The 21,923-nt window shown below is 48.1% G+C and carries 20 protein-coding genes, 6 tRNA genes and 1 rRNA gene (1 of these 27 cut by a window edge); 26 read left to right on the forward strand and 1 reads right to left on the reverse strand.

All coding sequences use genetic code 11. The features are described from left to right. The 8 genes from CEF13_RS00795 to CEF13_RS00830 all read left to right on the forward strand — a co-directional run. A 23S ribosomal RNA gene (locus CEF13_RS00795) occupies positions 1 to 1,901 on the forward strand (it extends 1,035 nt beyond the left edge of the window). A 189-nt stretch (positions 1,902 to 2,090) separates the two neighbouring features. After that, positions 2,091 to 2,167: transfer RNA gene (locus tag CEF13_RS00800), tRNA-Met, on the forward strand. 24 nt (positions 2,168 to 2,191) lie between these two features. Continuing rightward, positions 2,192 to 2,267: transfer RNA gene (locus tag CEF13_RS00805), tRNA-Val, on the forward strand. Positions 2,268 to 2,301: 34 nt separating this feature from the next. Further along, positions 2,302 to 2,378, forward strand: a tRNA-Asp gene (locus CEF13_RS00810). Between the two features lie 16 nt (positions 2,379 to 2,394). Then, positions 2,395 to 2,470, forward strand: a tRNA-Phe gene (locus CEF13_RS00815). A gap of 38 nt (positions 2,471 to 2,508) precedes the next feature. Further along, positions 2,509 to 2,593, forward strand: a tRNA-Tyr gene (locus CEF13_RS00820). Positions 2,594 to 2,608: 15 nt separating this feature from the next. Beyond that, a tRNA-Lys gene (locus tag CEF13_RS00825) sits at positions 2,609 to 2,684 on the forward strand. 259 nt (positions 2,685 to 2,943) lie between these two features. Next, entirely contained in the window at positions 2,944 to 3,789 is an 846-nt protein-coding gene (locus CEF13_RS00830) for an aminoglycoside phosphotransferase family protein (protein WP_102708979.1), read from the forward strand. Positions 3,790 to 4,197: 408 nt separating this feature from the next. Here CEF13_RS00830 and ssuE read toward each other — a convergent pair whose 3' ends face one another. Further along, positions 4,198 to 4,749, reverse strand: coding sequence for an NADPH-dependent FMN reductase (ssuE, locus tag CEF13_RS00835; RefSeq protein WP_102708980.1), 552 nt, complete (start codon positions 4,747 to 4,749; stop codon positions 4,198 to 4,200). Positions 4,750 to 4,930: 181 nt separating this feature from the next. Between ssuE and CEF13_RS00840 the strand changes: the two genes are divergently transcribed. From CEF13_RS00840 to CEF13_RS00925, 18 genes are all read left to right on the forward strand, one after another. Further along, positions 4,931 to 5,878 carry an MraY family glycosyltransferase gene (locus tag CEF13_RS00840; protein ID WP_102708981.1) on the forward strand — a complete coding sequence of 316 codons (948 nt, stop codon included), beginning with the start codon at positions 4,931 to 4,933 and terminating at the stop codon, positions 5,876 to 5,878. Positions 5,879 to 5,980: 102 nt separating this feature from the next. Continuing rightward, positions 5,981 to 7,123, forward strand: coding sequence for a PucR family transcriptional regulator (locus tag CEF13_RS00845; protein WP_102708982.1), 1,143 nt, complete (start codon positions 5,981 to 5,983; stop codon positions 7,121 to 7,123). 90 nt (positions 7,124 to 7,213) lie between these two features. Continuing rightward, positions 7,214 to 8,335 carry an ABC transporter ATP-binding protein gene (locus CEF13_RS00850; RefSeq protein ID WP_102708983.1) on the forward strand — a complete coding sequence of 374 codons (1,122 nt, stop codon included), beginning with the start codon at positions 7,214 to 7,216 and terminating at the stop codon, positions 8,333 to 8,335. Positions 8,336 to 8,485: 150 nt separating this feature from the next. Continuing rightward, positions 8,486 to 9,070 (forward strand): sigma-70 family RNA polymerase sigma factor, encoded by a 585-nt coding sequence (locus tag CEF13_RS00855; protein WP_102708984.1) that lies wholly within the window; start codon positions 8,486 to 8,488, stop codon positions 9,068 to 9,070. Continuing rightward, a complete protein-coding gene (locus tag CEF13_RS00860) occupies positions 9,015 to 10,385 on the forward strand; it encodes a DUF4179 domain-containing protein (RefSeq protein WP_102708985.1) in 1,371 nt (456 codons plus the stop codon). Before CEF13_RS00855 ends, CEF13_RS00860 begins: the two co-directional genes overlap by 56 nt. A 124-nt stretch (positions 10,386 to 10,509) precedes the next feature. Next, complete coding sequence (gene hprK / locus CEF13_RS00865; protein ID WP_102708986.1) at positions 10,510 to 11,448, forward strand: HPr(Ser) kinase/phosphatase; 939 nt, start codon at positions 10,510 to 10,512, stop codon at positions 11,446 to 11,448. Positions 11,449 to 11,469: 21 nt separating this feature from the next. After that, positions 11,470 to 12,441, forward strand: coding sequence for a prolipoprotein diacylglyceryl transferase (gene lgt / locus CEF13_RS00870; protein WP_102708987.1), 972 nt, complete (start codon positions 11,470 to 11,472; stop codon positions 12,439 to 12,441). 49 nt (positions 12,442 to 12,490) lie between these two features. Next, positions 12,491 to 13,162: a pyrophosphatase PpaX gene (gene ppaX, locus CEF13_RS00875; RefSeq protein WP_102708988.1), complete on the forward strand. Its 672-nt coding sequence runs from the start codon at positions 12,491 to 12,493 to the stop codon at positions 13,160 to 13,162. Continuing rightward, on the forward strand, positions 13,149 to 13,685 hold the full coding sequence (locus tag CEF13_RS00880; protein WP_102708989.1) for an acyltransferase: 537 nt from the start codon (positions 13,149 to 13,151) through the stop codon (positions 13,683 to 13,685). The genes ppaX and CEF13_RS00880 overlap by 14 nt, the downstream gene beginning before the upstream one ends. 190 nt (positions 13,686 to 13,875) lie before the next feature. Further along, a complete protein-coding gene (locus CEF13_RS00885; RefSeq protein ID WP_102708990.1) occupies positions 13,876 to 15,108 on the forward strand; it encodes an ATP phosphoribosyltransferase regulatory subunit in 1,233 nt (410 codons plus the stop codon). Beyond that, positions 15,105 to 15,749: an ATP phosphoribosyltransferase gene (gene hisG, locus CEF13_RS00890; protein ID WP_102708991.1), complete on the forward strand. Its 645-nt coding sequence runs from the start codon at positions 15,105 to 15,107 to the stop codon at positions 15,747 to 15,749. Before CEF13_RS00885 ends, hisG begins: the two co-directional genes overlap by 4 nt. A gap of 24 nt (positions 15,750 to 15,773) precedes the next feature. Further along, positions 15,774 to 17,060: a histidinol dehydrogenase gene (gene hisD / locus CEF13_RS00895; protein ID WP_102708992.1), complete on the forward strand. Its 1,287-nt coding sequence runs from the start codon at positions 15,774 to 15,776 to the stop codon at positions 17,058 to 17,060. A gap of 80 nt (positions 17,061 to 17,140) precedes the next feature. After that, entirely contained in the window at positions 17,141 to 17,740 is a 600-nt protein-coding gene (hisB, locus tag CEF13_RS00900) for an imidazoleglycerol-phosphate dehydratase HisB (RefSeq protein WP_102708993.1), read from the forward strand. Between the two features lies 1 nt (position 17,741). Beyond that, positions 17,742 to 18,362 carry an imidazole glycerol phosphate synthase subunit HisH gene (gene hisH / locus CEF13_RS00905; protein ID WP_102708994.1) on the forward strand — a complete coding sequence of 207 codons (621 nt, stop codon included), beginning with the start codon at positions 17,742 to 17,744 and terminating at the stop codon, positions 18,360 to 18,362. A 65-nt stretch (positions 18,363 to 18,427) separates the two neighbouring features. Next, positions 18,428 to 19,186, forward strand: a complete 759-nt coding sequence (hisF, locus tag CEF13_RS00910) for an imidazole glycerol phosphate synthase subunit HisF (protein ID WP_102708995.1) — start codon at positions 18,428 to 18,430, stop codon at positions 19,184 to 19,186. After that, entirely contained in the window at positions 19,183 to 19,875 is a 693-nt protein-coding gene (gene hisIE, locus CEF13_RS00915) for a bifunctional phosphoribosyl-AMP cyclohydrolase/phosphoribosyl-ATP diphosphatase HisIE (RefSeq protein WP_102708996.1), read from the forward strand. Before hisF ends, hisIE begins: the two co-directional genes overlap by 4 nt. A gap of 36 nt (positions 19,876 to 19,911) precedes the next feature. Then, positions 19,912 to 20,718 carry a histidinol-phosphatase HisJ gene (gene hisJ / locus CEF13_RS00920; RefSeq protein ID WP_102708997.1) on the forward strand — a complete coding sequence of 269 codons (807 nt, stop codon included), beginning with the start codon at positions 19,912 to 19,914 and terminating at the stop codon, positions 20,716 to 20,718. A gap of 114 nt (positions 20,719 to 20,832) precedes the next feature. After that, positions 20,833 to 21,783 carry a ribose-phosphate diphosphokinase gene (locus CEF13_RS00925; RefSeq protein WP_102708998.1) on the forward strand — a complete coding sequence of 317 codons (951 nt, stop codon included), beginning with the start codon at positions 20,833 to 20,835 and terminating at the stop codon, positions 21,781 to 21,783. Positions 21,784 to 21,923 lie beyond the last annotated feature (140 nt).

Here is a 21,923-nt window from a genome sequence, read left to right on the forward strand (position 1 = left end):
CCCAGATCATCAGCTAAGGTCCCCAAGTGTGTGTTAAGTGGGAAAGGATGTGGAGTTGCAAAGACAACCAGGATGTTGGCTTAGAAGCAGCCATCATTTAAAGAGTGCGTAATAGCTCACTGGTCGAGTGACTCTGCGCCGAAAATGTAACGGGGCTAAACACACCACCGAAGCTATGACATGTGCCTATATGGTACTTGGGTAGGGGAGCGTTGAATACGGATTGAAGTTGGACCGTGAGGACTGGTGGACTGTATTCAAGTGAGAATGCCGGTATGAGTAACGAAAAGACAAGTGAGAATCTTGTCCGCCGAAAGCCTAAGGGTTCCTGAGGAAGGCTCGTCCTCTCAGGGTAAGTCGGGACCTAACGCGAGGCCGAAAGGCGTAGTGGATGGACAACAGGTTGAAATTCCTGTACCACCGAAGATCGTTTGAGCAATGGGGTGACACAGAAGGGCAGTGACGCGGACTGATGGAATAGTCCGTCCAAGCAGTGAGGCTGATCGATAGGCAAATCCGTCGATCATAAAGGCTGGGCTGTGATGGGGAGCGAAAATTGCAGTAGCGAAGGTCATGTACTCCGGCTGTCAAGAAAAGCCTCTAGTGAGATCTAGGTGCCCGTACCGCAAACCGACACAGGTAGGCGAGCAGAGCATGCTAAGGCGCGCGGAAGAACTCTCGTTAAGGAACTCGGCAAAATGACCCCGTAACTTCGGGAGAAGGGGTGCCCCGGTAAGGTGAATAGCCTGAGGGGGCCGCAGTGAAAAGGCCCAAGCGACTGTTTAGCAAAAACACAGGTCTGTGCGAAGCCGTAAGGCGAAGTATACGGGCTGACGCCTGCCCGGTGCTGGAAGGTTAAGGGGAGCGGTTAGGGGTTAAACCCGAAGCTGTGAACCGAAGCCCCAGTAAACGGCGGCCGTAACTATAACGGTCCTAAGGTAGCGAAATTCCTTGTCAGGTAAATTCTGACCCGCACGAATGGCGTAACGACTTGGGCGCTGTCTCAACGAGAGATCCGGTGAAATTTTAATACCTGTGAAGATGCAGGTTACCCGCGACAAGACGGAAAGACCCCATGGAGCTTTACTGTAACTTGATATTGAACTTTGGTACGATCTGTACAGGATAGGTGGGAGCCTTTGAAGCATGAGCGCCAGCTTGTGTGGAGGCAACGTTGGGATACCACCCTGATCGTATCGGAGTTCTAACCTAGGACCATGAAACTGGTTCGGGGACCGTGTCAGGTGGACAGTTTGACTGGGGCGGTCGCCTCCTAAAATGTAACGGAGGCGCCCAAAGGTTCCCTCAGAATGGTTGGAAATCATTCGTAGAGTGCAAAGGCATAAGGGAGCTTGACTGCGAGACCTACAAGTCGAGCAGGGACGAAAGTCGGGCTTAGTGATCCGGTGGTACCGAATGGAAGGGCCATCGCTCAACGGATAAAAGCTACCCTGGGGATAACAGGCTTATCTCCCCCAAGAGTCCACATCGACGGGGAGGTTTGGCACCTCGATGTCGGCTCATCGCATCCTGGGGCTGAAGTAGGTCCCAAGGGTTGGGCTGTTCGCCCATTAAAGCGGTACGCGAGCTGGGTTCAGAACGTCGTGAGACAGTTCGGTCCCTATCTGTCGCGGGCGCAGGAAATTTGAGAGGAGCTGTCCTTAGTACGAGAGGACCGGGATGGACGTACCGCTGGTGTACCAGTTGTTCCGCCAGGAGCACCGCTGGGTAGCCAAGTACGGACGGGATAAGCGCTGAAAGCATCTAAGCGTGAAGCCCCCCTCAAGATGAGATTTCCCAGTATGTAAGACCCCTTGAAGACGACGAGGTTGATAGGTTCGGGGTGGAAGCACAGCAATGTGTGGAGCTGACGAATACTAATCGGTCGAGGGCTTATCCTACAAAGTTTGAGAAGCAAACTTACATCGTAAGCATACGCTTAAGTTTGTCCCGGACCCATACATCCGGCAGACAACAGCAGTAAGGTTTCAGCAAACCTAACCTTTCGTATCCAGTTTTCAGGGCGTAATGTTCTGACCTTGCAAGCGTCCCCGAACGCCGCAAGCGACACTTATTCGGGGGACAAGCGTGGCGGTGTAGCTCAGCTGGCTAGAGCGTACGGTTCATACCCGTGAGGTCGGGGGTTCGATCCCCTTCGCCGCTACCATTACCTTTTCTACATATTTATCCAGGAGGCTTAGCTCAGCTGGGAGAGCATCTGCCTTACAAGCAGAGGGTCGGCGGTTCGATCCCGTCAGCCTCCACCATATTCACTCTTTCGGTTAATAGCCGGAACCACATGGAGCTGTGGTGTAGTGGCCTAACATGCCTGCCTGTCACGCAGGAGACCGCGGGTTCGAATCCCGTCAGCTCCGCCATTTTTCTTATAATTAAGGCTCGGTAGCTCAGTCGGTAGAGCAGAGGACTGAAAATCCTCGTGTCGGCGGTTCGATTCCGTCCCGAGCCACCACTTTATTTTTCGTTTTAACGAGAAATAGGTAATATTACGGAGGATTAGTGAAGTGGCTAAACACGGCAGACTGTAAATCTGCTCTCTCTGAGTTCGGTGGTTCGAATCCATCATCCTCCACCAGTTTTTTTACATCGAGAGTCATTAGCTCAGTTGGTAGAGCACCTGACTTTTAATCAGGGTGTCGTAGGTTCGAATCCTACATGACTCACCATTTTTTTATAAACCATACATTCGAGACCGAAGATCTTAGGATCTTCGGTTTTTTTGATTTTTCTAACTAGAAAAGTACGGTTACACGTTCACAAATTGACTATCTCAGGAGTGACTCCAATAAGAATATTTCCTTCTTTGATCTTTTGTTGTTTGGAGAAGGAGGTATTTCATACGCTGCTACAGAAAAGAGAAGATGGCCCCAAGCTACAAGGCTTTTCAAATAGCGGAATTAGTAAGAGGAAGGATAACTCATACCTATGTTGAAAAAAATGATTGAGGAAATTAGAGAGCAGCATATATTGCCGGATTCAGTTAACCAATGGCGTGAACTAAAAGGTGGTACCAATAGTACGGTCGGGGTAATGGGTACGATGGCCATACCTCATATGTATGTGGTCAAGTCCAACACGCCGGAACAGATTAAAGCAGAATCCCTTTTTTATCAAATCTATGACAGCATTTCTTTATTGCCCAAAACCAAGTACGTAGACCCGGAGCATCAATATTTTATATATGAATTTGTGTCGGGAGATTCGCAATATAATCGTGGATCGAAGCAGGAGCTAATGTCACAGCTAATCGAACGGATGATCCAACACTATGTGATTGCAGACGAATCAGTTGATTTCGAATGGGTAGAGGATCCTGCCCGTATAGAGGAGGATCGGATATATTCTGAATCTTTTATTGGTTCTCATCTAACCGAAGAGGATCATAGGATGGTTAAGGATATTCATATGCGCCGAATTAGCCGCGTTTCTAAAGAGAAGCATTATGTGCTGCATGGAGATTTTGGGGTTCATAACTTCTTATTCGAGAATGGAACGTTGTCCGGTGTCATTGATCCGCTGCCCAAAGTAGGGCGACCGCGATACGATCTTTTGTATGCTTTCTGTTCATCGCCTGACGAGCTGCATCTCAACATTTTGCTGAACTCGGTTGAACAGCTCGATAGTGGGCCGTTTCATACGCAGGAATTAATCGAGGATATGATAGCAGCTCTCTACTTTCGAATCGCTACATGCTTACTGCATCACCCTGAAGACTTACAATTATATTTGAAGGCGTGGGAGGAATGGAAGCAGCATCTGGCTAAAGGCTAAGTGAATTTTTTTTGCGAGTGAAATATCGTATTAGTCCATGCAGTAAACATCTTTGTGAAAAATCACGTTTATTGAGGCTGCAGCACAGTTTGCGGACATAGGAGACGTTATATACAGCAATTACCCCTATTTTGGAATGCTTGCGGACATGAGGGACGTTATTTATACGAAAAGCATCAATCCAGGCTAAAAAAAGGAGAAATAGCGGATCTCATGTCCGTAATTACTCTGAGATTCATCTAATCTCATGAATAAGGGCTCTGATGTCCGCAACCGATACTACGCAAGCTGCTTCCGCTAATCAAACGCAGTCACGGGAATGAACCAATAAGTCGAAGATAACTACATTACATAAAAGAAACAGGCCTGCTCATCCGTCTATATGGAGAAGCAGGCCTGTTTGATCAGCTATTTACTGCGAAGTGCAAGCTCATTAGCTAGCTCATTAATCGTTTCGCTTAGGCGAAGCTTCAGTTCCTCGTTCAATTCAAATACAGGCTCCTCATTAGGCTCTTGTGTACGATTGATTTGGGAATCAACAGCGTAGACACCGCTGACGTAAAGCTTGGCACCCATGGAAGCCAGTACCGGCTTAAGAGCATAATCGATGGACAGAAGATGCGCAATCGTACCGCCGATAAATAAAGGCGCAATGATTTTCCCGTTCAGGCCCTTTTGCGGAAGTAGATCCAAAAAGGCTTTCAGCACACCCGTATATGAAGCTTTATAAACAGGGCTTGCAATGATAACAGCATCTGCTGCCTCGACTAATTGATTGGCTTCAATAATAGCGGGGCTGCCAAAATTCGCATGGATGAGATCCTCTGCAGGCAGATTGACTACCGTTATGAGCTCGGACGATAAGTGTCTCACAGCAAGTTGATGCTGAACATAATTTGTTATGCCATTCAAACGCGAGGAAGCGTTGGGGCTCCCTGAAATAATGACGATTTTGGACATGAGTACACGCTACTTTCTTCTTATATTGTGCCGTTCTCAAATTACACTATTCCGATAAGCTAAGTTAGAATAAATCGTATCACGAAAGCAGAAAATGGTCAAACAACTTCGATTGGTTTCTTGTATTTTAACGATATAAGGGAACAATGTATACAAACAAAAAATAAAAGGGGTAATTGCAATGATATATGGGTTAGCGGCATTGATTAGCTTTGCGATTGTAGCAGCAGGCGTGCCGCCTCTTCGAAAGCTTGCGCTGCGTATTGGCTTTGTTGATCGACCGACTACTCGTAAAATACATAGGAAGCCGATTCCACTTATGGGCGGTGCGGCTTTGTTTGCGGGCTGCGCGATTGCAATGTTTCTGTTCATAGGATTTACCTCGCTTACTTGGACGATTGTGACGGGCGGGCTTATCCTCGTCTGTATTGGGCTTTTAGATGATTCATGGAAATCGAAAGGAAAAGAATTTCCAGTGTGGCCTAGAGTTATTATTTATTTAGGCGCTGCATCTATACCTGTATTATTTCATATTAAGATAACAGGCATCGTGAATCCCTTCAATGGAATATACATTTTATTTCCGAGTTGGTTCGCTTGGGTGACTACTATGATCTGGGTGTTTGCGCTCATCAATATGATTAACTTCATTGACGGTGTTGATGGATTGGCCTCTGGCGTCTGCACGCTCTCCTCCTTAACCTTGTTTGCGGCTGCTCTAATTACGGGGCATGGAGACACTGCCATTCTTGCAGTCATTATAGCCGGTGTTTCGCTTGGCTTTCTACTTCATAATTTCTATCCTGCACGAATTTTTATGGGCGATGCTGGTGCGACCTTTCTAGGTTATACACTCGCTGTTATTGCTGTTGATGGCGCGTTCAAAAGAGCGACCTTCATTACATTGCTTGTTCCTCTCCTAGCGCTGGGATTGCCCATTTTTGATACGGTTTATGTCATGCTGCGCCGCCTGATTAGCGGAAACGGGCTGCATCACGCGGACAAGCTGCATACGCATCACATATTAATGAAATGGGGGCTTAGTCAGGTCCAAACGGTTTCCTTCCTTTACCTCATTGCAGCCTTGTTTGCTTTGCTGTCTATTATTCTTTTGATGGCTATAGGCTGAATTAGAGGAGCTGTTGTGGTACAATGACGAAAAAAAGCGTTACTAACGATAAAAGGTAATTGAGAGCTGCCGTTAGCGCTAGTGGAGAGTGGAGATAGAGAAATGAGCAAGACAGACTGGTTGAAGCCACTGCAGCACATTTTGAATTGTCCGGTACATGTTGTTACGAAGTCGATTGCGGAATGGAATGATTTAATAACAGAATCAGAGTTATCGTGGTTAGATGATCAGGCATCAGCAGCTCCATTAGTCGGTCAACGAGTAGAGAAAGATGGAGTAACATGGTTTGTGGCATCAATTGATCTGATTTCCATTAAGTTGATCGAAATTGATAAGCCTTCTATGACCTCCTCTGAAAAACAATTAATAAGCTGGACACTGCAGCTAGCCCATAGCGAATTGTCCGATAAGGCCGCAGCCACCCTCTCAGAATCGGAGAGAACTGCGCTAAAGCTAAGCGAATGGCTGGATAAACAATTAGAATCGGATGAGCCGGCGTATTCATTACCAGATCATCTGACCGTTGGAAGCCGTTTGTATAATGAGATGATTCCATTCTTGCTCGTAACGGAGCAAACGAATACGAAGCAGGCTACTTATTCAGAGCTGGAGAAGCTGCTGCGTTCATTTCTATCCGAGGATATTATACTTATTCCGTTGAAAAGCCAGGAATGGCTGATTTGGGGTTCTGTTTCGCTGCTTAAGGATGAGGATTCTGATAGTTTTGCAGAGCAAGAGGAAGAGACGCTTGAGGACAGCCTGGCTTCTATCGGCTTAGGCCTTCATGAGATGCTTGCCAGTGAATGGATAGGCGAGTGCCATCTTGCGGTCGCACATCCAACCTCCCCAGCTAAAGGAATGGTAGAAACGACGATTCTGCTTCGAGAGACGATCAATCTCGGACGTAAATTCCATGTCGGCGCCAATATCCATTTGCCATGGATGCTGCAGCTGGAGCGTTTATTGAATGCGATTCCAGAAGCGCAGCGATCCAAATACTTGGAGCAATCGTTGAAACGCGCTGATATGTTTGTGGAATCCGAGATGCTGAGCACGCTGGACACCTTTTTCAGCCTCGATTGCAATGTTAGTGAAACGGCTAAGAAATTATATATTCATCGCAACACACTATTATATCGCTTGGATAAGCTTAAACAAGAGACAGGCCTTGATGTTAGACAATTTCGTGATGCTGTTCTAGTGAAAATCATATTACTATTGTACAAAGTTACGAAAAGAAATTAGTTTTTTTGTAAAGTATGTGCATAGTCATGACCCTTCTATGTGGGATAAGATATAGGCATAACGAAATTTCTTTCTAGGGGGAAAATTATCATGGCAGGCGTACGTTTAGAAGGCATTTACAAAAAATACCCGGGTACTGACAAAGCATCGGTTACTGACGTTAACTTAGATATTAAAGACAAAGAGTTTCTCGTATTGGTTGGACCGTCAGGTTGCGGTAAATCGACAACTCTTCGTATGATTGCAGGTCTAGAAGAAATTTCAGAAGGTAAATTGTTCATCGGCGATCGTCTTGTGAATGATGTAGCTCCTAAAGACCGCGACATCGCGATGGTATTCCAATCCTACGCGTTGTACCCGCACATGAACGTATACCAAAACATGGCTTTCGGCCTTAAACTTCGTAAATTCAAAAAAGCAGACATCGACAAACGTGTTCGTGAAGCTGCTAAAATTCTAGATATCGAGCATTTGCTTGACCGTAAACCAAAAGCACTTTCTGGTGGTCAACGTCAACGTGTCGCTCTAGGACGCGCAATCGTTCGTGAGCCGCAAGTATTCTTGATGGATGAGCCGCTTTCCAACTTGGACGCGAAACTTCGTGGACAAATGCGTGCTGAAATCAGCAAGCTTACTAAACGTCTTGAAACAACTACTATTTATGTAACGCATGACCAAATCGAAGCTATGACGATGGGTGACCGCATTGTTGTTATGAAAGATGGTTTCATTCAACAAACAGCATCCCCAGAAGAGCTTTACAACCACCCTGTTAACATTTTCGTAGCTGGCTTTATCGGCGCGCCTTCGATGAACTTCATCTCCGGTACGTTGACTGAGCAAGGCGGAACGCTTCGCTTCAAAGCAAGCGGTGTTGACGTTGTTGTACCTGAAGGCAAAGCGGCTTCGCTTCGTTCGAAAGGCTACAGCGGCAAAGAAGTAATTCTAGGAATTCGTCCAGAGGATCTTCACGAAGAGCCAGTATTCTTGGAAGCTTCCCCGCAAACAATCGTGAACGCAAACGTAGAGGTTGCAGAAAACCTTGGTCACGAAATGTACCTATACCTGAATGGTATCGGCACTGACACTGTTATTGCTCGTGTAGACGGACGTTCAGGCGTACGTGACGGCACAACAGTTAAGCTTGCAATTGACATGAACAAAGCTCATTTGTTCGACAAAGAAACAGAACTTAACATGTACGAATCATAAGATATAGCTTTAGGAAGAGGACTGCTGGGATTATCCCGGCAGTTCTCTTTTTTTTTGCATGAATCAAAACCGAAAAAGGGGCTGGCGCGTCTAATAGGAAATAAGAATAATGAACAGGGGTCAGGTTAGCTGAACGGGGGAAAAGTAGCTATGGATAAAGAGGAGTGCGCAGCTGCGGCCATAAGAGGCGATGAGACAGCACTGCTGCAGCGAATAGATATAGATAAGCAGCAGATGTATGGAATTGCCTATTCCTATATGCGCAATGAGACAGATGCATTGGAAGCCATTCAAGAAACGGTATGCAGAGTATGGGCGAAACGACACACGCTGCGCGAACCGAAATACTTTACGACATGGATGATCCGCATCTTGATTCGCGTATGTATGGATGCTCGCAAGAAGCGGGCGAGGGAGCAGTCCGTTGAAGCTTTGGTGCAAAAGCATGAGAAAGTGGCTGCAGCCTACGATGCAGCAGATCGATTAGATATAACAGCACAGGTGCAGGCACTTCCGGATAACCTTCGTATGGTTATAACGCTAAAGTATTATCGGGATATGACGATTACGGAAATAGCGGAGCTTCTGGAGAAGCCGGATGGTACGATTCGGACATGGTTAAACAAAGGGTTAAAGCTATTAAGAACCGATATGACGGTATTGGAGGAGGGGATGCAGGATGAGCGCGGAAATCGAGAACGACTTGAAGCGGGACAACCAAAGGCTGCAAAATGACAAAAATCAAATCGTACAGGAAATCGAACAATTGCCAGTGGAGCTGCTGAATGAAGCTATCCAGAAAGGACTAGAGCAAGGGAAGAGACGGGCTTCGCGGGGCAGAAGGAAGCGTCTAAGCCTCAGTATGAGTATTTCAGCCGTCTGCATCATGTTAGTGATCACCGCATTTGTGCGAGTATCCCCTGCTTTTGCGAATATGGTAAAAGATATTCCAGGGTTCAGCGGGTTTGTGGAATTTATTCAAAGTGATAAGTCACTGCTGTCAGCTGTAGAGAATGAATTCATACAACCGATTAATCTCTCGGCTGAGAAAAACGGCTTCAAGTTTACGGTTGATGGTATTTTGGCGGATGATCAGCGATTAGTTATTTTGTATACAGCTGAAGGGTCGGGGATCAATGGCAATACCGGTTTTCTCAAATATGAATTGAAGACAGGGGATGGCGCTGACGTAGAAGCCTCTATTATGTCATCACATTATCCAAGTCAAGATGACGCAGATTCGAGTGTTCCCATACATGACTACTTAGATATATTAATGGGTGACGGCATTCCAATGCCTGAGCGTATACAATTCAGCTTGCTGCTTGGGGAAGAGTGGCTGAAGGTCGAATTTCCAATTGACCATGAGCGTTTCGCAGGGATGCGTGAGGATATTTCCATTGATCAGCATTTTGAGGTGGGAGGACAGCGCTTCACGGTAAAAAATGCAATCATTACGCCGCTTCAAGTATCATTAACGTTCGAGGCTGATCCGAATAATGATAAGCATGCCAATCATTTTATTAATATGGCCCTTGTAGACGAGAAGGGAAGGCGCTATGAAACGAATACGGGCTTCGGAGATCTCAACCCGTCATTAACCCGTCATTTCAAGAGCAGCTATTTCGAGCGGCCGAAGAAGCTGACTCTCGTTGCAGATGGTTTGCACCTATCTGATAGAAATTTGAGCATTACGGTTGATACGGATAAGATGGAGACAATTTCCTCTCCACAAAATAAGCTGAAGCTTATAAGTAAAGAACAAACAGCTGAAGGATATGAATTGAAGTTTGATCTAGAAGAACTGGATGAAACAAACAAATATTTAGTTTATACGTTGTTTAAACACGATGGCACGTTTAAAGATGCAAGTGGTAATTCCCATCCCATACTGGGTAATAGTGGGACTTCCGCGGAGTGGGGAACGGGAGATAGTAAGATTACCTACTACTATCGAATTCCGAAGGCAGACTACAAGCAGCCGCTTACGTTCGATATTGAACAATATCCGGGCTATGTGATGGAGCCCGTTCGTGTACCGATCAAGTGAATAGAAGGCGCTGAGCAGCGGAGGAAACGTTGCGTTCAGCGCCTTTTTCCTTTACGATGAAGACAATGGAAATAAACACATACATATTCGTATAAATCAGCTGCCATATGAGGGAGGCCCTACAATGCCGAAAAAAGTGAAAGTGTCTGAGCTCGTTCGACAATTCCAGCTTGAAATACTTGCTGGAGAGGACGGCTTGAAGCGTGTCATTACTGTAGATGATTTGTATCGGCCGGGTCTTGAGATGGCCGGTTATTTCCACTACCATCCAAGTGAACGGGTACAGCTGTTAGGCCGAACGGAAATATCATTCCTTAACATGCTGGATAGCGATGATCGGAAAGATCGGATGGTGCGTCTTTTCAACGATGATACGCCATGCGTTATTCTGACAAGAGGCTTGGAAGCGCCGCAGGAGCTCATTGACCAGTCCAATGAGAAGCAGGTTCCCGTACTGCGAAGCAATGTGGCAACGACGATTCTATCGAGCCGAATTACCGATTTCCTAGAGAAAAAGCTGGCGCCAACGGCTACGATTCACGGCGTGCTTGTTGACGTTTACGGCGTGGGCATGCTTATTACCGGAGGAAGCGGCATCGGCAAGAGCGAAACGGCTCTAGAGCTCGTCAAGCGTGGACATCGGCTTGTAGCCGACGATGCTGTTGAGATTAGGCAGACGTCCGATGGGCAGCTGCACGGCAGTGCGCCGGAGCTTATACGCCATTTGCTTGAGATTCGCGGGCTGGGTATCATTAATGTGATGACCTTGTTCGGAGCAGGAGCGGTGCGTACACAGAAACGAATCGGTCTTGTCATTAAGCTGGAGAACTGGCAGCAGGATAAGCAGTATGATCGCCTTGGCCTTGATGAAGAGACTACGCGAATCATCGATACGGATATCCCGCTCGTGACCGTACCGGTTCGCCCAGGCCGTAACTTGGCCGTTATTATCGAGGTAGCGGCGATGAACTTCCGCTTGAAGCGGATGGGTTACAACGCGGCACTTCAATTTACGAACAAGCTCACCGAGACGATAAACGATGATATGGACGAATACGATTGAGTGTAGAGGAGATATCTAATAATGAAGACATTGTTACTTAATCCAATAGCCTTTACGATTGGGTCCTTATCGGTACACTGGTACGGTATTATTCTAGGGACAGGGGCTTTAATTGGGCTGCTGCTTGCTATACAGGAAGGGAAGCGTTTTGGCATCAAGCCGGATTTCTTCATGGACTTATTGCTGTTTGGTGTTCCTTCTGCCATTATTGCGGCACGTATCTATTATGTGGCGTTCATGTGGGAAGATTATAAAGGCCACCTTCTTGATGTATTCAAAATATGGAATGGCGGTATTGCGATTTACGGTGCGCTTATTGGGGCATTTATTTGCGGCTTCTTCTATGCCCGTTATAAAGGCTACAATTTCTTGCGCATTGTTGATATATGCGTCCCTTCGCTGCTTGCTGGCCAGATGATTGGCCGCTGGGGCAACTTTATGAACCAAGAGGCTTACGGCGGGCCGGTTAGCGAAGATTTTCTGCGGAATACGCTTCATATTCCAAGATTCATTGTTGATCATATGTTTATTGTCGATCAAGCCATTCAAGAGGGAGCTTATCGTCATCCCGCATTCCTCTACGAATCTCTATGGAGCTTAGTCGGTATCCTCATCTTGTTCGTGCTTCGCCGCCAGAAATTTTTACGTGCAGGCGAGCTAATGGCTAGTTACTTTATTTGGTATTCAATTGGCCGCTTCTTTATTGAAGCGTTGCGTATCGACAGCTTGGCCTTCAGAGGCCCGAGCTGGCTGGCTTCGTTTATCAACGGCTTGTGGTCGCCAATGGGCACAGTATTCGACCAAGGCTACTTAGATCCGGCATATGGAAATATTCGAATTTCGCAGGCGCTGGCATTGCTGCTAATCGTCGGTTCTATCATCTTCATTGTAGTTAGACGTGTGAAAGGATATGCATCCGTACGTTATTTGGATCCGATTGTTACAACCAAGCCGGAGAGAAATGGCGGAGTTGATAGTGTTCCTGCCAATTAGCAGTCTGGAGAAATATAAGGCAATGAGTTAATTTAGGAGGTTTTTAATAATGACGGGCAAAATCAAAACGATGCTGTTCGATTTGGACGGCACGATTATAGACACCAATGAGCTCATCATTCGTTCGTTCATTGAATCGTTGGAGGGCATTGTGCCTGAAGGCTTCGACCGAGATCATATTATCCCGAGTATGGGAGAGCCGCTAACGGATCAAATGCAGCGTTTCTCTGGACTTGAGGATGTTACGGAGCTTGTAGCCGCTTATCGCGAAGTGAACCTGCGGTTGCATGACGAGTATGTGAAATCGTTTGATTATGTGAATGAAGTTATTGAGAAACTGCATCAGCATGGGATTCAAATTGGTGTCGTAACGACGAAGATGCGTTTGACGACAGAGCGAGGCTTGAAATATGTCGGCCTATCGGATTACATTGATGCCATTGTTACGATAGACGATGTCGTTAACGCCAAGCCGCATCCAGAGCCTGTAAGCAAAGCCATTGCGTTGTTGGGAGCCGATCCGGCTACAACGATGATGGTCGGCGACAGCGTAGTGGATATTCAATCGGCGCTTGCTGCAGGCACGACAGCTGTTGGCGTTGCTTGGTCGCTTAAAGGTGAGCAGAAGCTGCTCGAGGTGGGAGCGCATCATGTTATTCATGACATGCGTGACCTCTATTCATTTGTAGGATTGGAGCGGGAGACGCTTGCGCAAAGTTGAACGATATCCGGTGGAAGGACCGAACGCGCTGTGGCAAGTATATTCAACCGTGAGCCGTGTGAAATCGGTTCGTAATTTTATTTTTATACAGCTGGCTCGCTATTGTCCCATCCTTCCGCTCAAAAATTGGATTTACCGACGCGTGCTTGGCATGAAGGTTGGAGAGCATACCGCATTTGCCTTGATGGTAATGGTGGACGTCTTCTTTCCTGAACGCATCACAGTTGGCGATAATACGATTATTGGATATAACACAACCATTCTCACGCATGAATATTTGATCAAGGAATATCGGCTAGGCCATGTGATCATCGGCTCTAATGTAATGATTGGAGCGAACACGACGATTCTCCCGGGTGTTACGATAGGCGATAATGCGGTAGTAGCCGCTGGCTCGGTTGTCCATAAGGATGTTCCGGCTCATGCATTCGTTGGAGGCAACCCTATGCGGGAAATAACCCGAAGCGGCAAGGCGGATACGCCTTTAAAGGATGTGTCTGCCAGCCATTTATTGCATAAATAACAAAAGCCTCACCCGAACGAGTTCCATTCACTCGGGGGTGAGGTTTTCTTGTTTAAAGCAGGAAAAAAGGGTCGTAATGGCTTGACGGAGCCACGTTTTTCATGCTAATATTACGTCTAAACTCTTTAATTTGTTAGCATGGTAACATGGTAGTGCTTTAATATACTAAAGTAATTGAAGGTGAGAGCAAATGACAAAACCAAAAGTATTTGAGAAGCCGATAGGCGTAAAAGATTATTTGCCGGGCGCAGTAGCAAAGCTGCGTCACATTGAGCGTCAGGTGCTGGCATGCATGCAGGGCTGGGGCTACGAGCAAATTATTACACCAACGATGGAGTATTACGATACGGTAGGGGTAGCGAGCTCGACTTCAGATCAGAAGCTGTTTAAGCTGCTCAACAATCGCGGAACGACACTGGTGCTTCGTTCGGATATGACAGCTCCGATTGCCCGCGTAGTGGCGTCGCTGCTCAAGCAGGCCGATTTCCCGCAGCGCCTCTCCTATCACTCTAATGTGTTTCGCGCCATTGAGGAAGAAGCTGGCCGTGAAGCAGAGTTTTTCCAAACGGGCGTAGAGCTTGTCGGGGACTCTTCAGCGGAGGCTGATGCGGAGGTTGTTGCGCTTGCGATTGCTTCATTGAAGGCTGCTGGCGTAGAACGATTCAAGATTGCGATTGGGCATGTCGGTTTCCTGAACGGATTGCTGGAAGAAGCTTTGCCTGGGCGCCTTGAAGCACAAGAGCAGTTAAAGGGCTGCTTGCTGGGGCGTGACTTTGTAGGTTACCGCCAGCAGCTCCGCGAGCTGTCGCTCGAAGAGCCTGTACAGCGCGAGCTGGAGGGCATTCTGCGCTTGCGCGGCGGGCAAGAGATATGCGATCAGGCGCTGCAATTAAGCAGTGACGCTACGGCACAGGAGTCCATTCATCATTTATGTGAAATATGGGATGTGCTGAAGGCTTACGGCGTATGTGAGCATGTGCTAATTGATTTAACGATGATCGGTGATTTCTCGTATTACACGGGTATGACGTTCGAGGGCTATGCTGCGGATCTCGGCTTCCCTGTTGTGAGCGGCGGACGTTATGATAATCTGCTGGCGCAGTTCGGAAGACCGGCACCGGCAACCGGCTTTGCACTGAAAACAACGCGTGTGCTTGAGCTGCTTGGCGATGAAGAGGATGGCGCCGTTCAGCGGACCCTTGTTATCTATGACACGGCAGGACGCGCAGAAGCTCTGGAGAGAGCGCAGGAGCTGCGTACAGAAGGCTTGAATGTAGTAACCGAGCGTGTAATGGAGCTAAGTGATCTATTGGCATCTGTGCAGAATTGTACGAATCAGAAGCCATTTACACATAAAGGTGTTTCTTATACAGCACTTGTATCGTATACCGGAGATGGGATTAAAGGAGGCAGCGCCACATGAGCGGAGCGAGCAAAGATATATTGAAAGTGGCGATGCCGAAAGGCCGTATCTATAAGCAGGCATCGAAGCTGTTCCGCGAGGCGGGACTTCCGATTCCAAGCGATTTCGATGATACGCGCAAGCTGATTATTGAACTGCCAGATGTAGGTATGGAATTTATTATGGCGAAGCCGGTAGATGTCCCGACATACGTGGAATACGGCGTTGCGGATATTGGGATCGTGGGCAAGGACGTTCTAATGGAGGAAGATAAGGATGTATACGAGCTGCTTGATCTCGGTATCGCCAAATGCCGGATGTCGGTTATCAGCATGCCGGACTGGAAGCCGACGATTAATCCGCGCGTAGCAACCAAGTATCCGAATGTGGCATCCGCGTATTTCCGCGAGCTGGGGCAGCAGGTTGAAGTCATTAAGCTGAATGGCTCGATTGAGCTTGCGCCTATGATCGGGCTTGCTGACCGGATCGTCGATATGGTAGAAACGGGCGAAACGCTGCGCGAGAATGGTCTTGTTGAGATGGAATCCATCTTCGGCATTACGAGCCGTTTGATTGCGAACCGGGTTAGCTACCGGATGAAGAATGAAGCGATTCAAAGCTTATGCGATCGTCTGCAGGAGACGCTGGCGGGTCGAGCGTAAGGAAAAGTGGGAGGAGTGAATGCTATGCGTATTATGCGTGCGGAGCAGTTTGGTTTAAAGCGCGAAGTGGAATATGGGACACCGGAGCAGAATGAGGCGGCCATGAAGATCGTCGCAGACGTAAAGGCCGAGGGCGATGCGGCATTGCTGCGGTATACGGAGCAGCATGACCGGGTTAAGCTGGATGCAGCGTCGCTGCGCGTGACGCAGCAGGAGATTGAGGCGGCGTATCAATTTGTCGACGCTGATTTTCTCACGGCGATTCGCGAGGCGGCCGTGAATATTCGGGTATTCCACGAGAAGCAGATGCGCACCTCGTGGATGGACCTGCAGCAGGACGGAACGCTGCTCGGGCAAATTATGCGGCCGCTGAAGCGGGTCGGCGTATATGTGCCCGGAGGCAAGGCGGCTTATCCGTCGTCCGTGCTGATGAATGTTATTCCGGCACAGGTCGCAGGCGTGCCGGAGATTGTAATGGTGACGCCGCCTGCAACCGGCGGAACCGCGGGTATCGACCCGTATATTCTTGTAGCCGCCGCAGAGGCTGGCGTGAAGGAGATGTACCGGGTCGGAGGCGCACAAGCGATTGCCGCGCTAGCGTACGGCACAGCGTCGATTGATCCGGTCGACAAAATTTGCGGACCGGGCAATATTTATGTGGCGCTGGCGAAGCGCGCCGTGTTCGGTGCCGTCGATATCGACAGTATCGCCGGACCAAGTGAAATCGTCGTGCTTGCGGACGATTCAGCAGATCCTGCCTATGTAGCTGCGGATCTGCTGTCGCAAGCAGAGCATGATGAGATGGCTTCCGCCATTCTTATTACGCCGTCGCAGCAGCTTGCGGAAGCTGTTGCAGCTGAGGTGGAGCGTCAGCTGTCCACGCTGCCGCGTCAAGAAATTGCACGCAAATCCATCGATAGCTATGGAGCTGTGTTGCTCGTTGATTCACTTGAAGCGGGTATCGATGTTGTAAACCAGCTGGCGCCTGAGCATCTGGAAGTATTGACGGTTGATCCGATGCGCCTGCTTGGCCATATTCAGAACGCGGGCGCGATATTCCTGGGGCCTTACAGCTCAGAGCCTGTGGGAGACTATTTCGCAGGGCCGAATCACATCATTCCGACAAACGGAACGGCGCGTTTCTCTTCTCCAGTCAATGTCGATGATTTCTTGAAGAAATCAAGCTTGATCTATTACAGCAAGGAAGCAATGCTTGCGAACGGAGAGAAAATCATGACGCTTGCACGGCATGAGGGGCTTGAAGGGCATGCTCGGGCGATTGAGATTCGCCTGGAGAAGGAACGCGGCTAAAGGGTACGGTATTGGATTTACACATGGTGGAATGGATCGAGAAGCGGTACAGCTAACCTACTAGAAAGAGGGAATATAAAGTGGCAGAAACGAGAGTACGCGAGGCGTCAGTGGCGCGCAAGACAAACGAAACGGATATTAAGCTTACATTTGCGGTAGACGGTACAGGAGAGACAAAGCTTGAAACGGATGTGCCTTTTCTTAATCATATGCTGGATTTGTTCATCAAGCATGGCCAATTTAATCTTGAGCTAGAGGCGCGCGGCGATATTGATATCGACGACCACCACACGGTTGAGGACATTGGCATTTGCATCGGACAGACGCTGCGTGAGGCGCTGGGCGACAAGCGCGGCATTAAGCGTTATGCCAGCGTATTTGTGCCGATGGACGAGGCGCTTGCGCAGGTTATTGTTGATGTCAGCAATCGCCCGCACTTCGAATACCGTGCGGATTACCCATCATCGCAGGTTGGCAGCTTCTCTACAGAGCTTGTTCATGAGTTTCTGTGGAAGCTTGCGCTAGAGGCACGCATAACACTGCATGTTATCGTACATTACGGTCAGAATACGCATCACATGATTGAAGCGGTATTCAAAGCGCTCGGACGTGCGCTGGATGAAGCAACGAGCATCGATCCTCGCGTGCAAGGAGTTCCTTCGACGAAGGGAGTATTGTAGGATGATCGCGATTATCGATTACGGTATGGGCAACCTGCACAGTGTAAGCAAGGCGGTTGAGCGTCTTGGTTATGAGGCTGTCCTGACCTCTGATCCACAAACGATATTGGAAGCAGACGGTGCGATCCTGCCCGGCGTTGGCGCATTTGGCGATGCGATGGATAATTTGCGCCAAACGAAGCTGGATGATGTGGTGAAATTTTATGCGGCATCAGGAAAGCCCCTATTAGGAATCTGCTTAGGGATGCAGCTGCTCTTCAGCGAAAGCGAGGAGCATGGCGCAAATGATGGGCTAAACCTGCTGCCGGGCAAGGTTATCCGCTTTAAAGGTGACTTTAAAGTGCCTCACATGGGCTGGAATAAGCTATCCTTTCTTCAAGAACAATCGCCTTTGTTCAACGGACTAACAGAAGGGCATGTCTATTTCGTGCATTCTTTTCATGCGAAGCCGGAGCAATCCTCCGATCTGCTAGCTACTACGGACTACAACCAGCAGGTGACGGCAATTGTGGGCCGCAGCAATGTATACGGCATGCAATTCCACCCGGAGAAAAGCGGCGAGCTTGGCATGCAGCTGCTGGGAAAATTCCTGGAGCTGGCAAAGAGCAAGCAGCCCCAGTAAATCGTAATAGACTTCAGGTTTACTATGAATATGCTCGGCTATACGAGCCAAAAGGAGAGAGCGACATGCTGGCAAAACGAATCATTCCGTGTCTGGATGTGAAGGATGGACGTGTTGTAAAAGGTGTTAATTTCGTGAATCTGCGTGATGCGGGCGATCCAGTAGAGCTGGCGGCTACCTATGACAAAGAGGGTGCGGATGAGCTCGTGTTTTTGGACATTTCCGCTTCGGTTGAGGGACGCGCTACGATGATTGAGGTCGTCAAGCAGACGGCTGGCGAAATTACGATTCCATTTACAGTCGGCGGGGGCATATCCCATGTTGATGATATGAAGCGGCTGCTGCGGGCAGGAGCGGATAAAATTGGCATAAATACGGCTGCGGTCAAGAATCCTTCTCTCGTGCAAGAGGGCTCGCGCAAATTCGGCTCACAATGTATCGTTGTCGCGATAGATGCGAAGTTCAATGCAGAGTGGGGCGAATGGGAGGTTTATACCCATGGGGGCCGCCAGACGACGGGAATTAAGGCTCTGGAGTGGGCTCGTGAAGTAGAGCGGCTTGGTGCAGGCGAAATATTGCTGACGAGCATGGATGCGGACGGAACAAAGGATGGCTTTGACCTTAAGCTGACACAGGCTGTGTCGGACTCGTTAGGCATTCCGGTCATTGCTTCCGGCGGAGCGGGACGTGTTGAGCATTTCAGCGACGTATTCCAGCAGGCACATGCGGATGCAGCTCTTGCGGCTACCATTTTCCACTATAAAGAAATGACGATCCGTGAAGTTAAGGATGATTTAAGAAGGAAGGGAGTAGAAGTTCGATGACAGAAAATAACTATAGCGAGCTCCTATCCAGCATTAGATGGGATCAAGCAGGGCTAGTGCCTGCCATCGTACAAGATGCGCAGAGCAAAGAAGTGCTTATGATGGCTTATATGAATAAAGAATCTTTGCAGCTATCCGTCGAATCCGGTGTAACCTGGTATTGGAGCCGTTCGCGCAACGAGCTTTGGAACAAAGGGGCAACAAGCGGCCATACCCAGCAGATCGTATCGATGGCTTATGATTGCGATGGAGATACTCTTCTCGTTAAGGTGCTGCAGAAGGGTCCAGCTTGTCACACAGGACGCTATAACTGCTTCTTCAATGCAATTGAAGTGAACAGCGAGACTGCACCTGCAGCAAAGGCTGAACAAACGGCAGCTGATCGTTTCGCTACGCTGGGACAGCTTGAAAGTATAATAGCTGAGCGTTACGCAGAGCGGCCAGAAGGCTCTTACACCTCTTATCTATTCGAAAAAGGCGTAGATAAAATACTAAAAAAGGTTGGCGAGGAAGCGTCCGAGGTTATTATTGCGGCGAAAAATAAAGATAATGACGAGCTGCGCAGCGAAGTCAGCGATCTTATATTCCATATCATGGTATTGCTTCGTGAGCGGGAGCTGCCGCTGGATGATGTCATTCGTGAAATTAACAGCCGCCACGGCAAGCCGACAACAAATAAAATGAGATAGCCACTCGGCTATCTCGGTGGAAAGGCCGGTATACTAATGCTTATCGATTATCATACTCACCATGCCCGCTGCGGTCACGCCGTTGGCGCATTAGAGGAATATGTACAGAAGGGCATCGAGATCGGCCTCGCGCAGATCGGCCTTTCTGATCATATGCCTCTTCTTCATGTTGATCCGGCAGCTTATTATCCGGAAATGGCAATGCCGATGGAAGAGCTTCCGCGTTATGTGGAAGAATGCTTTGCACTCAAGGAAAAGTACAAAGGGCAAATCGATGTTCGCGTTGGCATGGAAGGCGACTATATTGAAGGCTGCGAGAAGGAGATTGAGTCGATCATCAGGGCCTATCCATGGGACTATGTGATCGGCTCCGTTCATTTTCTCGGGGAATGGGACATTACCGATTTCCGGCAAACGGATGGCTGGGAAGGCCGTGACCGGATGGCTGTCTACGAGCAGTACTACGATGCGATCGGCAAAGCCGCCGCTACGGGATTTTATGATTATATCGGTCATGTCGATGTTATTAAACGCTTTGGTTACAAGCCAGAGGGTGACGTCACTCATTTGGAGAATGCGGCTCTGGAGGCGATTAAGAAACAGGGGCTTGGCATTGAGCTTAATGCTTCTGGTCTGCGCACACCTTGTGCAGAGATGTTCCCAAGCCGCCGCATGCTGGAATATGCTTGCAAACTTGGCATTCCGATTACAATTGGCTCGGACGCCCATCAGCCTGAAAGGCTCGGCCAATATTTGGATCAAGCGCGTGCAATGCTGAAAGAAGTAGGATATACTCAGCTTGCGACATTTAATTGTCGAAATTTATTGCTAATTGATTTTTGAATTATTGTGAAATCGATGTATAATATAATTGAATAACAAGCTTTGTCGAATGATCAGACAAGGACGAATACAAATTTAGTAAAATTAATTGGTTTTAACGCTCAGGAGGGTATCATGTTAAGCGACAAGGTGCGTATTTTTTCGGGTTCGTCTAATCCGGTATTGGCTCAGAAAATTAGTGCAGAGCTTGGTCTGACGCTAGGTGCGATCAAGATGTCCCGTTTCAAAAGCGGCGAGATTTACGTGCATTACGAGGAAACGATTCGGAATTGCGACGTGTTTCTTGTACAATCTTTCTCACATCCAATCAACGAGCATTTTGTCGAATTGCTTGTAATGATTGATGCGGCGAAGCGTGCTTCCGCTAGAACGGTGAATATTATCATGCCTTATTACGGTTATGCTCGTCAGGAGCGTAAAGCAGCACCGAGGGAGCCGATCTCAGCAAAAATGCTGGCGGATGTGCTCACAACTGTGGGAGCGAATCGCGTTATTACGATTGATCTGCATGCTCCGGCTATTCAAGGCTTCTTCAACATTCCGGTCGATCATATGACTGCGCTTGATCTAATCAGTGATTACCTCAAGACGAAAAACATCAAAAATCCGGTTGTTGTTTCACCGGATGCTGGCCGTGCTTCGACTGCGGAGAAGCTGGCGAACTACTTGGATACTTCATTTGCCATTATGATCAAGAAGCGCCCTGCGCATAATGAATCGGTCATTACTCACGTCATCGGTGATGTTGAAGGCCAAACTCCGATTATCATCGAGGACTTGATTGATACGGGAACGACGATTGTTAACGTTGTGGAAGGCTTGAAGGAACGCGGTGCAGAGGATGTATATGTTTGCGCGACACACCCTTTATTCTCCGGATCGGCTATTGAGCGTTTGGATCACCCGAATATAAAAGAGGTTATCGTTACCGATTCCATCAGCTTGCCTGACTGGACTCCGGAACGATTTAAAGTGTTATCTGTCGCGCCTCTTCTTGCGGAAGCGACCCGCATCATTTTGGAAGGCGGCTCCATCAGCACCTTGTTCAAAAGCAATGGCGTTTAAGCATAGGAAGCTGATGCTTAACGTACGAAAAGAATAGATATTCTGCGAAAATCGCGGGCGGTGAATGTACCGTCCGCGATTTTCCCACATATTCTTTCGTGTTAGGATGGGCGGTGCTATGGTATAATCGTAGGAAATCG

The sequence above is a fragment of the Paenibacillus castaneae genome, from assembly GCF_002884445.1.
In the GTDB taxonomy this organism is placed as follows: domain Bacteria; phylum Bacillota; class Bacilli; order Paenibacillales; family Paenibacillaceae; genus Pristimantibacillus; species Pristimantibacillus castaneae.

Excerpts from the sequence above, each read along its gene's own strand:
- CEF13_RS00830 (WP_102708979.1), top strand. The coding sequence starts at position 2,944 with ATGTTGAAAAAAATGATTGAGGAAATTAGAGAGCAGCATATATTGCCG.
- ssuE (WP_102708980.1), bottom strand. The coding sequence starts at position 4,749 with ATGTCCAAAATCGTCATTATTTCAGGGAGCCCCAACGCTTCCTCGCGT.
- CEF13_RS00840 (WP_102708981.1), top strand. The coding sequence starts at position 4,931 with ATGATATATGGGTTAGCGGCATTGATTAGCTTTGCGATTGTAGCAGCA.
- CEF13_RS00845 (WP_102708982.1), top strand. The coding sequence starts at position 5,981 with ATGAGCAAGACAGACTGGTTGAAGCCACTGCAGCACATTTTGAATTGT.
- CEF13_RS00850 (WP_102708983.1), top strand. The coding sequence starts at position 7,214 with ATGGCAGGCGTACGTTTAGAAGGCATTTACAAAAAATACCCGGGTACT.
- CEF13_RS00855 (WP_102708984.1), top strand. The coding sequence starts at position 8,486 with ATGGATAAAGAGGAGTGCGCAGCTGCGGCCATAAGAGGCGATGAGACA.
- CEF13_RS00860 (WP_102708985.1), top strand. The coding sequence starts at position 9,015 with ATGAGCGCGGAAATCGAGAACGACTTGAAGCGGGACAACCAAAGGCTG.
- hprK (WP_102708986.1), top strand. The coding sequence starts at position 10,510 with ATGCCGAAAAAAGTGAAAGTGTCTGAGCTCGTTCGACAATTCCAGCTT.
- lgt (WP_102708987.1), top strand. The coding sequence starts at position 11,470 with ATGAAGACATTGTTACTTAATCCAATAGCCTTTACGATTGGGTCCTTA.
- ppaX (WP_102708988.1), top strand. The coding sequence starts at position 12,491 with ATGACGGGCAAAATCAAAACGATGCTGTTCGATTTGGACGGCACGATT.
- CEF13_RS00885 (WP_102708990.1), top strand. The coding sequence starts at position 13,876 with ATGACAAAACCAAAAGTATTTGAGAAGCCGATAGGCGTAAAAGATTAT.
- hisG (WP_102708991.1), top strand. The coding sequence starts at position 15,105 with ATGAGCGGAGCGAGCAAAGATATATTGAAAGTGGCGATGCCGAAAGGC.
- hisD (WP_102708992.1), top strand. The coding sequence starts at position 15,774 with ATGCGTATTATGCGTGCGGAGCAGTTTGGTTTAAAGCGCGAAGTGGAA.
- hisH (WP_102708994.1), top strand. The coding sequence starts at position 17,742 with ATGATCGCGATTATCGATTACGGTATGGGCAACCTGCACAGTGTAAGC.
- hisF (WP_102708995.1), top strand. The coding sequence starts at position 18,428 with ATGCTGGCAAAACGAATCATTCCGTGTCTGGATGTGAAGGATGGACGT.
- hisIE (WP_102708996.1), top strand. The coding sequence starts at position 19,183 with ATGACAGAAAATAACTATAGCGAGCTCCTATCCAGCATTAGATGGGAT.
- hisJ (WP_102708997.1), top strand. The coding sequence starts at position 19,912 with ATGCTTATCGATTATCATACTCACCATGCCCGCTGCGGTCACGCCGTT.
- CEF13_RS00925 (WP_102708998.1), top strand. The coding sequence starts at position 20,833 with ATGTTAAGCGACAAGGTGCGTATTTTTTCGGGTTCGTCTAATCCGGTA.